Source organism: Ochrovirga pacifica (genome assembly GCF_000220525.1).
GTDB lineage: Bacteria > Bacteroidota > Bacteroidia > Flavobacteriales > Flavobacteriaceae > Ochrovirga > Ochrovirga pacifica.
In genome coordinates this window covers 115,831-128,781 of the sequence record NZ_AFPK01000029.1, presented here as the reverse complement: position 1 = coordinate 128,781, position 12,951 = coordinate 115,831, and the positions used below count along the sequence as shown (strand labels likewise).

Annotated in this window: 10 protein-coding genes; 3 read left to right on the top strand and 7 right to left on the bottom strand. The window is 34.3% G+C overall.

What is annotated here, in order from left to right; genetic code table 11:
* The 3 genes from FS85_RS0105240 (at position 1) to uvrB (ending at position 5,537) form a co-directional block, all read left to right on the top strand.
* Complete coding sequence (locus FS85_RS0105240; protein WP_010135041.1) at positions 1-2,556, top strand: circularly permuted type 2 ATP-grasp protein; 2,556 nt, start codon at positions 1-3, stop codon at positions 2,554-2,556.
* Positions 2,556-3,482 (top strand): transglutaminase family protein, encoded by a 927-nt coding sequence (locus FS85_RS0105235; RefSeq protein ID WP_010135040.1) that lies wholly within the window; start codon positions 2,556-2,558, stop codon positions 3,480-3,482. Before FS85_RS0105240 ends, FS85_RS0105235 begins: the two co-directional genes overlap by 1 nt.
* A gap of 66 nt (positions 3,483-3,548) precedes the next feature.
* Positions 3,549-5,537: an excinuclease ABC subunit UvrB gene (uvrB, locus tag FS85_RS0105230; RefSeq protein ID WP_010135039.1), complete on the top strand. Its 1,989-nt coding sequence runs from the start codon at positions 3,549-3,551 to the stop codon at positions 5,535-5,537.
* Between the two features lie 63 nt (positions 5,538-5,600).
* Here uvrB and FS85_RS0105225 read toward each other — a convergent pair whose 3' ends face one another.
* The 7 genes from FS85_RS0105225 to FS85_RS0105195 all read right to left on the bottom strand — a co-directional run bounded on the left by FS85_RS0105225 (position 5,601) and on the right by FS85_RS0105195 (position 12,877).
* Positions 5,601-6,209: a superoxide dismutase gene (locus tag FS85_RS0105225; RefSeq protein WP_010135038.1), complete on the bottom strand. Its 609-nt coding sequence runs from the start codon at positions 6,207-6,209 to the stop codon at positions 5,601-5,603.
* 77 nt (positions 6,210-6,286) lie between these two features.
* The gene (locus FS85_RS0105220; protein WP_010135037.1) at positions 6,287-6,709 is read right to left on the bottom strand and encodes a DUF523 domain-containing protein; all 423 of its coding nucleotides are present in this window, start codon (positions 6,707-6,709) and stop codon (positions 6,287-6,289) included.
* Positions 6,706-8,043 (bottom strand): glycosyltransferase family 58 protein, encoded by a 1,338-nt coding sequence (locus tag FS85_RS0105215; protein WP_010135036.1) that lies wholly within the window; start codon positions 8,041-8,043, stop codon positions 6,706-6,708. The genes FS85_RS0105220 and FS85_RS0105215 overlap by 4 nt, the downstream gene beginning before the upstream one ends.
* Before the next feature lie 49 nt (positions 8,044-8,092).
* Positions 8,093-9,700 carry a cellulose synthase family protein gene (locus tag FS85_RS0105210; RefSeq protein ID WP_010135035.1) on the bottom strand — a complete coding sequence of 536 codons (1,608 nt, stop codon included), beginning with the start codon at positions 9,698-9,700 and terminating at the stop codon, positions 8,093-8,095.
* Between the two features lie 15 nt (positions 9,701-9,715).
* Positions 9,716-10,411: a glycosyltransferase family 2 protein gene (locus FS85_RS0105205; protein WP_010135034.1), complete on the bottom strand. Its 696-nt coding sequence runs from the start codon at positions 10,409-10,411 to the stop codon at positions 9,716-9,718.
* Complete coding sequence (locus tag FS85_RS0105200; RefSeq protein ID WP_010135033.1) at positions 10,404-11,267, bottom strand: toxin-antitoxin system YwqK family antitoxin; 864 nt, start codon at positions 11,265-11,267, stop codon at positions 10,404-10,406. The genes FS85_RS0105205 and FS85_RS0105200 overlap by 8 nt, the downstream gene beginning before the upstream one ends.
* Positions 11,264-12,877 carry a 4Fe-4S binding protein gene (locus FS85_RS0105195; protein ID WP_010135032.1) on the bottom strand — a complete coding sequence of 538 codons (1,614 nt, stop codon included), beginning with the start codon at positions 12,875-12,877 and terminating at the stop codon, positions 11,264-11,266. The genes FS85_RS0105200 and FS85_RS0105195 overlap by 4 nt, the downstream gene beginning before the upstream one ends.
* Positions 12,878-12,951 lie beyond the last annotated feature (74 nt).

Here is a 12,951-nt window from a genome sequence, read left to right as displayed (position 1 = left end):
ATGATAGATGATTCCAATAAATTACTAACATCTTACGTAGCAGAAATTAAAAGCTACGATGAGGTATTAAAGCCCAATAAGGGAATAAACTCTAATTGGCAACCTTTGTTATCCAACATTTCTGCTATTGGGATGCAAAAACTAGAAGATTTGCAAAGAGAAATCAACTGGTTGATGGCAGAAAATGGGGTAACATACAACGTATACAACGAACCTAATGGATTAAACAGACCGTGGGAGTTGAATGCGGTTCCTTTTGTGATTCATGAAAATGAATGGAAGTTTATAGAGAAAGGAATTCAGCAAAGAGCCGAGTTGCTTAACTTAGTACTGAAGGATATTTATGGAAAAAGAGAATTGATTTTGAACAAAATCATTCCCCCAGAAGTGATTTTTGAACACCGTGGTTTTTTAAGACAATGTGATCAAATACAATATCCTACACAAAAGAATTTAATGGTTTACTCGGCAGAATTGTCTAGAGGCCCCGACGGAAGAATGTGGATTGTAAATGACAGAACCCAAGCTCCGTCTGGAATGGGATATGCTTTAGAAAATAGAATTACTACAAGAAGAATTGCTTCAGATTTGTTTCAAAACATCCACGTAAAAGTGTTGTCTGATTTTTTAAAAGAATTCAACCAAATGCTTATGGAAGCTTCTCCATCAGAAGAAGAAAATAGCAATGTGGTAATTTTAACTCCAGGACCCCATAACGAAACTTATTTTGAACACGCATACTTGTCTACCTTGTTAGGGTATCCTTTGGTAAAAGGAAACGATTTAATTGTTAGAAATGGATATGTGTGGATCAAATCCCTTAAAGGATTAAAAAAAGTAGACGTAATTTTAAGACGAGTAGATGATGTGTTTGTAGATCCGTTAGAACTAAGAGAGGATTCTTACTTGGGAGTTGCCGGTTTGTTAGAAGTGGTTAGAAATCAGAAAGTAGTTATTGTAAATCCAGTGGGTAGCGGAGTGATAGAAAACTCTGGACTGACTCCTTTTATGAATGCTATTTGTAATTATTATTTTAAAGAAGATTTAATTCTACCACAGATTGCATCATGGTGGTGTGGTCAGCAAAAAGAAAAAGATTTTGTTCTAAAGAACCTAAAAAATTATGTAGTAAAAAGAATTGACAGATCTAATAGAGAAAGTATTTATTTCTGCGAATTTTTATCAGAAGGAGAACTAAATGCTCTAACAATAGAGATCAATAAGCATCCATATCGATTTGTAGCTCAAGAAAAAATTTCTTTTTCATCAGCACCAAATTACCACAAGGGCAAGTTAGAACCAAGAAACGTGCTTTGTAGAACGTTTAGCATTGCAAACAGTGCTGGCGGCTATTCTGTAATGCAGGGAGGTTTGGTAAGGGTAGCTTCAGAACGAAAAGAATTGCGTGTGTCCAATCAAAGAGGTGGAATTAGTAAAGATTGTTGGGTCGTAAGCGATCAAAAAGAAGCATTGCCTCCACCTGTTTTTTCTATCAACAAAAATTTAGGAGCAGCCAATATTAATGATTTGCCAAGTAATACGGCCGAAAATTTATTTTGGTCTGGTAGGTATTTAGGACGTGCTCTTATAACGTCTAGGTATTTGAGGATGGTGCTAGAGAACATGAACAATGAACACTACAATACCAAACGAATGGATACAGAAATACTGGTGCATTTGTTTAAAACAGTAACCAATATTACTTCTACTTTTCCTGGGTTTGTAGAACAGGGAAGCGAAACCAAATTAAAAAATCCGTTAAAAGAATTGCAGTCGGTAATTTTAGATAAAAATCGCATTGGAACATTGGCACAAACTTTACAGAGCTTTAACAACTCGTATTATGGACTAAGAAATTTGTGGTCTAAGGACATTTGGAGAGTGTTTGAGAGCATTAAAAAGTTGTGGAGAGATATTGATACCAATAAACAACATTCTATCAATAGTCTAATTCGTATTTTGGATAGAACCATTACTAGATTGGTTGCTTTTATGGCTTTGATAGAAGAAAGTATTATGGTAAATCAGGGATTGATTCTCTATTTTATTGGCCTGCAAATGGAACAAGCTTCTATGAATATAGCCAAATTTAGATCTATGATTGTTTTTGATTTTGAAGAACAAATGAACTATCAAATTTTAGAATCGTTGCTAAACAGTCACGAAAGTCTTAATATTTATCGATATAGCTATCAATCTTATCTAAGTACGGAGAATGTGATCAATCTGATTATGTTAGATAGAGAGTTTAAGAAATCGCTACATTATCAGTTAAGAAGAATGCAAAAAGACATTCAACGATTGCCTGTGCCAGAGAATACTTTAGGATTTGCTATGTGTCAAGAAAAAATAGGACTTGCTTGCGAAATTATTCAACAAGTAGATGTGCAAAAAATGCTAATCCCTAATGCAGAGAACAAAGAACGAGAGTTGTTAGAGCAAACTTTGTCGGAATTAAGTGATTTGCTACACGAAACATCGTTGGCAATTGCCACGACGTATTTTGATCATACCTATCAACAAACTCAAATGGTACAACAAAAAATAGAAGTCTGATGCTTTACAGAGTTATACATACCACTGTGTACAATTATGATGAGGGAGTAACCTTTTGTCACAACATGGCTGTTCTAAAACCCAAGGACATAAAGGGGCAAGCTTTGGTAGATTATCAGTTAGAAATTACTCCAGAACCAGCAGAGTTTTCTGAAAGGGAAGACTTTTTTAAGAACACCATTACTCGTTTTTCAATTCAAGAACATCACAAGCAATTAAAAGTTACGGCTACAAGCTTGGTACGTAGAGACTATACCCAACAAAAAGACATTGATGTACATCCGAAAGCAAAAAACAGAACTTTGACAGAAACACTGGCTATGTTAAAAGGTTATGAACCTGCAATTTTAGATGCCAGGCAATTTCAGTTAGATTCTGTTTTGTTACATGACATTGATAAAAACATTAAAGAATATGCAGAGCAATCTTTTCAACCTAACCGATCTGTTTATGAGGCAACTTATGAGTTGATGGAACGTATTTTTAAAGACTTTGAATTCAACACTAGTTTTACCAACGTAGCAACTCCTATTTCGGAAGTAATGAAAGAAAAAAAAGGAGTTTGTCAAGATTTTGCACACGTGGCCATTGCGTGTTTACGTTCCGTAAAATTACCTGCCAGATATGTAAGCGGCTATATAGAAACACTACCACCGCCTGGCAAAGAAAAGTTGATTGGTACCGATGCCTCTCATGCTTGGTTTTCTGTTTTTTTACCAGAATTTGGTTGGGTAGATTTTGATCCTACCAACAATCAAGTTCCTAAAAACCAACACATCATTGTGGCTTGGGGAAGAGACTATTACGACGTAGCTCCCTTAAAAGGAGTATTGTATACTAGTGGTGCAAGCCGATTAAAGGTTTCTGTAGACATCCGACCTGCTGAAGAAGAAAATCAGCAACAGCAGCAGCAGCAACAACAATAAGTTAAATAACAATACAAGCGGGAGGTTACAAGGTGCTCTGTAAACCATTTTGTGTAATTTTGTTGTATGGATTTTAAAGTCGTATCTAAATACACTCCCACAGGAGATCAGCCCAATGCTATTAAGGAATTGTCTCAAGGAATAGAAAACGGAGAACAATACCAAACGTTGTTAGGTGTTACAGGGTCAGGAAAAACATTTACTGTTGCCAACGTAGTACAAGAGGTTAACAAACCTACTTTAGTATTAGCTCACAACAAAACATTGGCAGCTCAGCTATACTCAGAATTTAAAAACTTTTTTCCAGAAAATTCTGTAGAGTATTTTGTGTCGTATTACGACTATTATCAACCTGAAGCTTACATCCCTACCACAGGAGTATATATAGAAAAAGATTTGTCTATAAACGATGAAATTGAACGATTGCGATTAAGTACTTCTTCGGCTTTACTATCTGGTAGACGAGATGTATTGGTTGTTGCTTCAGTTTCCTGTTTGTACGGAATTGGAAATCCGCAGGAGTTTAAAAAGAATGTCATTTCTATAGAAGTCGACCAAACAATTAGTAGAACTAAGTTTTTGCATCAGCTAGTACAGAGTTTGTATGCAAGAACAGAAGAGGAAATGAAAAGCGGAAATTTTAAAGTAAAAGGAGATACAGTAACCGTGTTTCCATCATACGGAGATTATGCATATCGCATTCATTTTTTTGGTGACGAGATAGAAGAAATAGAATCGTATGATTTAGAAAATCAATTGGTGGTAGAACGTTTTGATAGATTGGATATTTATCCGGCGAATTTATTTGTAACCTCACCAGAAATTCTGCAAAATGCAATTCATCAAATTCAAGAGGATTTAATGAAACAATACGATTATTTTATAGAAACAGGAAAACCATTAGAAGCCAAAAGATTAAAAGAACGCACAGAGTTTGATTTAGAGATGATTCGTGAACTAGGCTACTGTAGCGGAATTGAAAACTATTCTCGTTATTTAGATGGTCGTGAACCAGGAACACGACCCTTCTGTTTGTTAGATTTTTTTCCAGAAGATTTTTTAATGGTTATAGACGAAAGCCATGTAACCGTACCGCAAACACATGCCATGTACGGAGGCGATCGATCTAGAAAAGAAAACTTAGTAGAATACGGTTTTAGACTACCAGCAGCGATGGATAACAGACCTTTAAAGTTTGAAGAGTTTGAAGCTTTGCAAAATCAAGTAATATATGTAACAGCTACTCCTGCAGAGTATGAGTTAGAAAAATCGGGTGGAGTAGTGGTAGAACAAGTTATTAGACCAACAGGGTTGTTAGACCCTATTATAGAAGTAAGGCCTAGTCAAAACCAAATAGATGATTTGATTGAAGAAATTCAGAAAAGAATTGAAGTAGATGAGCGAATCTTGGTAACCACACTAACCAAACGTATGGCAGAAGAGCTAGCTAAGTATTTAACCCGAATACAGGTTCGATGTCGTTACATTCACTCTGATGTAGATACTTTAGAGCGAGTAGAGATTATGCAAGATTTACGCAAAGGTTTGTTTGATGTATTGATAGGAGTAAACTTACTACGTGAAGGTCTTGATTTGCCCGAAGTATCTTTAGTAGCAATTATTGATGCCGATAAGGAAGGTTTTTTACGTTCGCATAGATCTTTGACACAAACCGTTGGTAGAGCTGCTAGAAATGTAAACGGAATGGCAATTATGTATGCGGATAAAATTACAAAAAGCATGCAGCTTACCATTGATGAAACGGCTCGAAGAAGAGAGAAACAAATTGCTTACAATACGCAACACGGTATTACTCCTACACAAATAAAAAAAGATTTAGGAAACAACCTAACTGACAATTCAGGAACTAATTACGAAGAAATTCAGCACAATTTAGCAGCAGAAGAAGATCTAGATTACTTATCTAAACCAGCTCTTGAAGAGCGAATAAGAGAAAAACAAAGAGCAATGGAAAAAGCTGCTAAAGAACTAGACTTTATGACTGCAGCTAAGTTAAGAGACGATATTAAAGCTTTAAAGGCAAAGTTGTCATAACAAAAAAACACTCTCTATATCAGAGAGTGTTTTTTGTATAAACTATAAAGTTACACTGGCTAATTATTTAGCAGCAGCATAATTTGCAGAAACAGCTTCCCAGTTAATTACATTAAAGAACGCTTCAATATAATCTGGTCTTCTGTTTTGGTAGTTTAAGTAATATGCGTGCTCCCAAACATCCAAACCTAAAATTGGTTGGTTACCACAAGTAACACCTGGCATTAATGGGTTGTCTTGGTTAGGAGTAGAACAAACGTTTACTTCTCCACCTTTGGCAACACATAACCAAGCCCATCCAGATCCAAACTGAGTAGCAGCAGCGTTAGAAAAAGCTGTTTTAAACTCCTCAAAAGATCCAAATGCTTTGTTAATGGCTTCAGCCAATTCTCCTGTAGGTTCTCCTCCTCCGTTAGGCGACATTACAGACCAAAACAAGTTATGATTGTAAAATCCACCTCCGTTGTTACGAACAGCTCCATTGCTCATATCTAAGTTGCCTAAGATTTCTTCAATAGATTTTCCTTCTAAGTCTGTTCCTTCAATAGCAGCGTTCAATTTAGATGTATAAGCTGCGTGGTGCTTTCCATGGTGTATTTCCATAGTTTTCGCATCAATATTTGGTTCTAATGCATCCGTTGCATACGGTAAATTTGGTAATTCAAATGCCATTTTATAATTGTTTTTATTGATTATCTATCAAAGATAAATAACTAATTTTTTTTTGACGAAAAATAAGCGAGTATTTTCTACTTGCTTTTCAGTGATTTTTCTGTTAAGATCTTTAGATGATGTTTTTTTAATAGCTTACAAAATACGCCATCTCCATGAACCAATTGCCCTGTAAAAGTACCATCGTAAATTTTTCCACAACCACAAGAAGGAGATTTAGATTTTAAAATGGCTTCTGTACACTTATTTTCTAAAGCAATATTCAATGCTTTTAGAGCTCCATTTTGATATTGTTGCGTAACATCTTCTCCGTTTTTATTGATGATTTTGTCTCCTAGTTTTTCTGCAGAAATTCTAGGTGTAGACAAGCCTCCTAATTCTTCGGGGCAAACTGTAATAGCTTTTCCTTGTGCTACTAACTCTATAATTTGCTGATTGGGTTTTGCTTTGCCATCAAATCTACAGGGAATGTTTGCCAAGCAGGCACTAACGATTTTCATGTTTTGAATTTAGAAAATATTTTCCAGTTAAAAAGTTCCATCATCAAACAAAAAAACAAAAGTGTATATTCTAAACTAACCCACCACAAGTTTTCTTGGTAACTAGCATTTGTATAGGCACTGTAGCTAAAGATAATTACAAAAGACCAAAGTATAGGAAATCTGAATCGAGTAAATAGACTTAAAAATAAAGGAATGGTTATGTACCAAGGGTGTACAATACTCGATAAAAAATAATAAGAACAAATCACCCAAAGCATACTGGTCATTAAAGTTTTGTGGTGCTTGTTTTTGGGGATTAATGACAATACCAACGTAATAGCAATTACAATAAAAGGAGTTACGCTTCCTACACTTTGTATAATGTTGTAGCCCTTAACTTGATAACCGATAGCTCTTACGATATAATAAATGCTAGCGTTAAATTCAAAGTTCTGAAAGTACAAATGGATGCTAGACATAAAATTAGTGACTAAATCTTGACTTAAAAAAGGAAGGAATAACAAAAGGTTTACCAAACCTACAAGCATTGCATATACAATTATTTTTTTTAGTCCTAATTTTTTATAGAAAACAGGTAGAAAAATTAAGGGAATTAGTTTGATAGAAACAGCCCCAGCAAATAATACAGCCGATAAATTGTTTTTTTGACAAAAAAGGTAGTACAAACTTGCACTTAAAAAAGCCAACATCATTCCCTCATAATGCAAGTTTCCTGTAAGTTCTAAAATGATGAATGGATTAAGAAAATATAAAAGTATTTTTTTGGGAGCTATGCTAAACAATTTTAGCAATTTAACTCCGTAATATATGGTGATGAGGTCTGCAATAATTAGTGTAAGTCTCATAAGAATTGTACTGGCCAAAAGACTGTTGTTTTTTAGCAAAGCCGGAATCCCAAAAGCAAATTGATTTAAAGGAGGGTAACAAGTATAGTGACTTCCATTCATTTGTCCCATTCCTTTGTACAGCAAAGCTCCGTCTTGAATGATATCAGGGTTGTTTTCAGGGAGAATTAAATATGGATTGATGCCTTGAATGAAAGCTCTGCCATCCCATATAAAACGATAAAAATCATCTGATAAATTTGGAAGAGCTATCAATAATAAGAAACGAAATACAAGACCAACTCCAAGCAAAGTTTTAAACTGAAACACACTATAATTATACAACAAACCAAAGCTTAAAAACAACAAACTGTACAGCGTTAATACTTGTATAAAATCGGTTCTGTTGGTTTGGTAAGCAAATAAAAAATAAACAATACAAGTCCACAAAACCAAAAGGGCACTATGTAGCTTGGTTATTTTTAAAGAAGAAAAGAAAGAAAACATTCAATAAAATTTACACGCTTTTGGTCGCTAGTGTGCACAAAATGTTACATTAAACTTTTTTAAATACAGATTTATAAAATATAAATCCGAAACCTAAAAATAGCATGACATGAAAAATAAGCATACCAGAATCAAAAGGCATATACCATTCGTTAGCAGCAAATAATGTTTTTGTGTTCCACTGATAGTTGGTGTTTCTGTCATTCTCACCAATATACCTAACCAACCAAGCACTTGCAATTCCAAACAAAAAGTATATACAAAGTAAGCCTTCGTATACCACATTTTTAGAGGGTTTTTTACGCAAATATTTATTGTTTTTCCAATTGTCGGTCAGGTTTTTTATATTGAATTTTGGAGTTCTTACAAACTCACTTTTCTTTCTTCGATGTCCTTCAATAACTGCTCCAGAATTGTTTAGAGACAAGCCCATAGCTACGCTAAAAAAAGTAAAAAAAGTACGAGTATATTTTACAAAAAGTCCTAAACCAGATTGCTGTCTTATATTTTTGTACACGTACCAATAGCAAACAAAGAAAATAAGCGTGCTTAAGCCAAAAAAGCTCATAGCAATAAAGTACAATTTAAAATCGGAGTAGTAGTTTTTAATGTACAACATAGGCACACTAAGCAAACCAACAATAAATACGTTTAAGAACATGGTGCTGTTTAGCAGGTGTAATACACAATGTGCTTTGGTTTTGAAAGGCAACTGAGAACACATGATTTTTTTAAACATTTTTTGAAAGTTCTCTGCACCTCCTTTGTTCCATCTAAATTGTTGAGAACGTGCAGCACTAATTACTACAGGTAATTCTGCAGGGGTTTCTACATCAACTAAATATTTAAATTCCCATCCTTTTAATTGAGCACGATAGCTTAAATCTAAATCTTCTGTTAGGGTATCTCCTTGCCAGTTACCAGCATCATAAATGCATTCCTTTCTCCAAATACCCGCAGTACCGTTAAAGTTTATAAAGTGTCCTTTGGCATTTCTGCCCATTTGTTCTAGGGTAAAATGTGCGTCTAAAGCAAAAGCTTGAATTTTTGTTAACAAAGAAAAATCTCTGTTAATATGTCCCCATCGGGTTTGTACAACTCCAACTTTGGGATTTTTAAAATAAGGAACTGTTCTGTACAACCAATTAGGTTCAGGTAAAAAATCAGAGTCGAAAATTGCAATAAAATCTCCTTTAGCAATTGCGAGTCCCTCTTTTAAAGCACCTGCCTTAAAACCTTCTCTATTGGTACGGGTAATGTGAACAATATCAAGACCTGTATCTGCAAGTGTTTGTACTCTTTCTCTAGTTTTTTCCACTGTTTCATCGGTAGAGTCGTCTAAAACTTGTATTTCTAAACGCTCTCTAGGGTAGTCTATAGTGGCAATGTTTTTTAACAAGCGCTTCATTACATATTTTTCATTGTAAACAGGAAGCTGTATGGTTACATACGGTACCTCTTCTGGCTTGTTAAGGTCAAATTTTAGACAGTTTTTTTCAACTTCTTTATTTTTCTTTAAAGCTTTTAAGTAGTTGAACAAAAGGTTTAGTTGGGCCAAAGCATAAAAAAGAACCATAATTAAAGCGATGAAATAGATGCTTATTAAAAACCAACTGAAAGCAAACCAAAAATCAAATTCATTGTTTGTAATACTCATAGAATTGTTCTCTATTTATCGTTTTAAAGTGTATTTAAAAATCCAAGTTAATATTTTTATTCCGGCAAAGATAGTTCCTTTAACGGTACCAGATACCTTAGAGGTACCAATACGTTTTCTATACTTTACTGGAATTTCGGTGCAAGTTAATTTATTTTTTAATGCTTTTAACTGCATTTCCACAGTCCAACCATATGTTTTATCCTGCATTTTTAATTCTAATAAAGCTGGGTATTTAATAGCTCTAAAAGGACCTAGGTCGGTAAAATTGGCATTAAAAAAGAGTTTCATTAGTGAGGTCGCTAGTTTGTTTCCAAAGATTTGTTGTGGGGTCATAGCTCCTTTTTCTACTTGTGGATTGTTTCTAGAGCCAATTACAAAATCGTAATTATGTGCTGTAATTGGTAAAATAAGTTCTGTAATTTGTTCGGGATAATCGGAATAATCACCATCTAAAAAAACAATAATATCTGGTTGTAAATTTTGATTTTTTACATACTCCATTCCTTTTAAGCAAGCATAGCCATATCCTTTATTGGGTTCAAACAATACAGTAGCACCAGCATTTTTAGCTTGGTTAGCAGTTTGGTCAGTAGAATTATTGTTAATCACTATAATTTCATCAACTACCTTTTTAGGAATATCATGTATTACTTTTGAAATCGATTTTTCTTCGTTAAAAGCAGGTATAATTACAAGTACTTTATTCATGTATTTTTTTGTAGTCTTTTCTAAAAGATTTCCAGTCTTTCCATTCCTTTTTCCGAATCCCTTTTTCGTAATAACTTCCTTTTACTATTTTGTTGTTTTTATAAAAAATGCACAACCCATCTTTTGTGTTGTTTTTAAATTCGCATTTGTGAGAAATTTGTCCTAGAGTATTAAAAAATATCCACCATTTTTGTTTTTTATCTTCATCATAAGTTCCTTCTTTTACAGGAAAACCACTCTTATTAAAAAAGTGCCAATATCCGTTTTTTTTCCCATTTTTATAAGTGCCAGATGCTATTAAAACATTATCATTTGTATAAGTTTTCCAAAAGCCGTGCGGCTTGTCTCTTAAGAACCAGCCTTCGTTTTTTAGTTGGCCATTTTTGTAAAATTCCTTTTGATAATATAAATCTTTACGTTGGTATTTTTGCTGTTTAGACAATTGTTGATGAATATAATAGGACCATATTTTAGTTTTGTTATTGAGGTGGTAATACCCTGCAGAATCAAGGTGATTGTTTGTTTTGTATTCCCAATAAAGCTCTTTTAAATTATTTATATAATTTCCTGAAGCCTTACCTTGTGGGTGCAATTGTTCTGTCCAATATCCTGTTTTTTGATGTTCTTTGTACCATCCTTCTGATACTATTTTTCCGTTGGAGTTGTAATTTCTTTGGTAATAACTTTGGGTATTGTGCATGTACGTTCTCCAATATTTTACAGGGTGGTTGTTTTGGATATACCATTCGTGCTGCACACTTCCATCTTTAAAATATTCTTGATGTAAAACTTCCTTTTGCTGTGCAAGAACAACAAAAGGAAGTAATAAAAATATAGATGAAAAAAGTTTAATCATTTTTTTTTGGTCATATTTAATAAATCAATATTATTTCCTAATAAAATGTCATCCACTTCAGTTCTTGTTTTTCCTGTATCAGGTCCATTTTCTAATTTTAAAACTCCTCTAGGGCACACCGCAGAACAAATTCCACAACCTACGCAAGAAGCACGTACAATGTTTTGCCCTTTTTGAGCGTAAGCTCTTACGTCAATTCCTTGTTCACAGTAGGTAGAACAGTTCCCACAAGAAATACATTGCCCTCCGTTGGTGGTGATTCTAAATCGAGATTTGAAACGCTGTACCAAACCTAAGTAAGCTGCCAAAGGGCAGCCAAAACGACACCAAACTCTGTTTCCTAAAATAGGATAAAAACCAGTTCCGATAACACCTGCAAACATGGAACCGATTAAAAATCCGTACCAATTTTGTACATCGTAGGCAGAAATTCCCAGTCCAATTTCTTTCCAACTAGGGATTTCAGCAAAGTAAACATACAAAGTTAGACCCGTCATAGCAATGGCAAATACCAATACACCGTGCACCAACCAGCGTTCTATTTTCCAGGCAGCTAATGATTTGTCAGATAATTGTCTGTAAGGATCTCCTAATGTTTCTGCTAATCCTCCACAACCGCAAACCCATGAGCAATACCAACGTTTACCGTAAAAATAGACCATTACAGGTACTACAATAGCCGTTAAAACAATTCCCCATACCAGCATAAAAATTCCTAGGTTACCACTGTTGAGTAAGTTGTTTAAATTCCAATCAAAAAAGAAAGTGTAGTTCAGCGGCCAAGCATTCTTAAAATCGAACCAAGGTTTGTTAAAAGCCACTAAAATTTCTGGAATCAAAAAGGCAAAAGCAATTTGAAAAAATAAGACTACGGCAGTACGAATTGTTTGATATTTATTGTGTCTGTATTTTATAAACATACGAACGGCAAATACCGTCATTACTGAGCAATACATAAATCCGTACAAAAACCATTGGCTGGCAGGATTTCCATTCAGCGCTTTGCTAACCCCATTCACAGCCAAAATAGGATTGATAATATAGTTGGGAAAAAAGTAAAGAAGTATATAAAATGAGATAAAAAAGAAGGCTGTTATAAAACCAATAATTCCTCTATTGGTAGCACTGTGTTGAAAAATTCCGTTGTTTTTAATTCCCGGAGGTCCTAATAGCTTATAGTCGGGAACAAACACCATCAATCCACCTAAAATTGTCAAACCAAAAGTAAGGAAAAACCAAAGAGACGTGTGGTTTACAAACCAACCTGTAGCAGCGTTTCTTATCAACGGGTAAATGTATTCTTTAGAGGTTTTACTCCATTTTACATGTACAACTTTGTTCCAATCTATGTTCGATTGATTTTTATGATAAGTATTGGATTTCTTAAAGTTGTCTAGAACGATGTTAGACAATTTCCAAGCGCTTAGTTCTTTATTTACAAGCTCCTTTTGGGTGTTTTTAATAAAAATCTCACTTTTAATACCTTTGTTATCAATCCATTGTTGATAAGCTTTTGGAGTGACCTTGTAGGTGCCGACAAATAAGCTTCCTATAAAAAAAGCAAAACCTAAAAAGGTGATTATGTATCCTGTATTTTTAATTGTTTTCATTTTTGTTTTGGTTGATGGTTATTAGTTGTTGGTTGATGGTCCTGAGGTTTGCTGTTTTGAGCTAGGAACTAAGA

What these genes read in the sequence shown, in the direction of transcription:
- FS85_RS0105240 (WP_010135041.1), top strand. Translation starts at nt 1, where the DNA reads ATGATAGATGATTCCAATAAATTACTAACATCTTACGTAGCAGAAATT.
- FS85_RS0105235 (WP_010135040.1), top strand. Translation starts at nt 2,556, where the DNA reads ATGCTTTACAGAGTTATACATACCACTGTGTACAATTATGATGAGGGA.
- uvrB (WP_010135039.1), top strand. Translation starts at nt 3,549, where the DNA reads ATGGATTTTAAAGTCGTATCTAAATACACTCCCACAGGAGATCAGCCC.
- FS85_RS0105225 (WP_010135038.1), bottom strand. Translation starts at nt 6,209, where the DNA reads ATGGCATTTGAATTACCAAATTTACCGTATGCAACGGATGCATTAGAA.
- FS85_RS0105220 (WP_010135037.1), bottom strand. Translation starts at nt 6,709, where the DNA reads ATGAAAATCGTTAGTGCCTGCTTGGCAAACATTCCCTGTAGATTTGAT.
- FS85_RS0105215 (WP_010135036.1), bottom strand. Translation starts at nt 8,043, where the DNA reads ATGTTTTCTTTCTTTTCTTCTTTAAAAATAACCAAGCTACATAGTGCC.
- FS85_RS0105210 (WP_010135035.1), bottom strand. Translation starts at nt 9,700, where the DNA reads ATGAGTATTACAAACAATGAATTTGATTTTTGGTTTGCTTTCAGTTGG.
- FS85_RS0105205 (WP_010135034.1), bottom strand. Translation starts at nt 10,411, where the DNA reads ATGAATAAAGTACTTGTAATTATACCTGCTTTTAACGAAGAAAAATCG.
- FS85_RS0105200 (WP_010135033.1), bottom strand. Translation starts at nt 11,267, where the DNA reads ATGATTAAACTTTTTTCATCTATATTTTTATTACTTCCTTTTGTTGTT.
- FS85_RS0105195 (WP_010135032.1), bottom strand. Translation starts at nt 12,877, where the DNA reads ATGAAAACAATTAAAAATACAGGATACATAATCACCTTTTTAGGTTTT.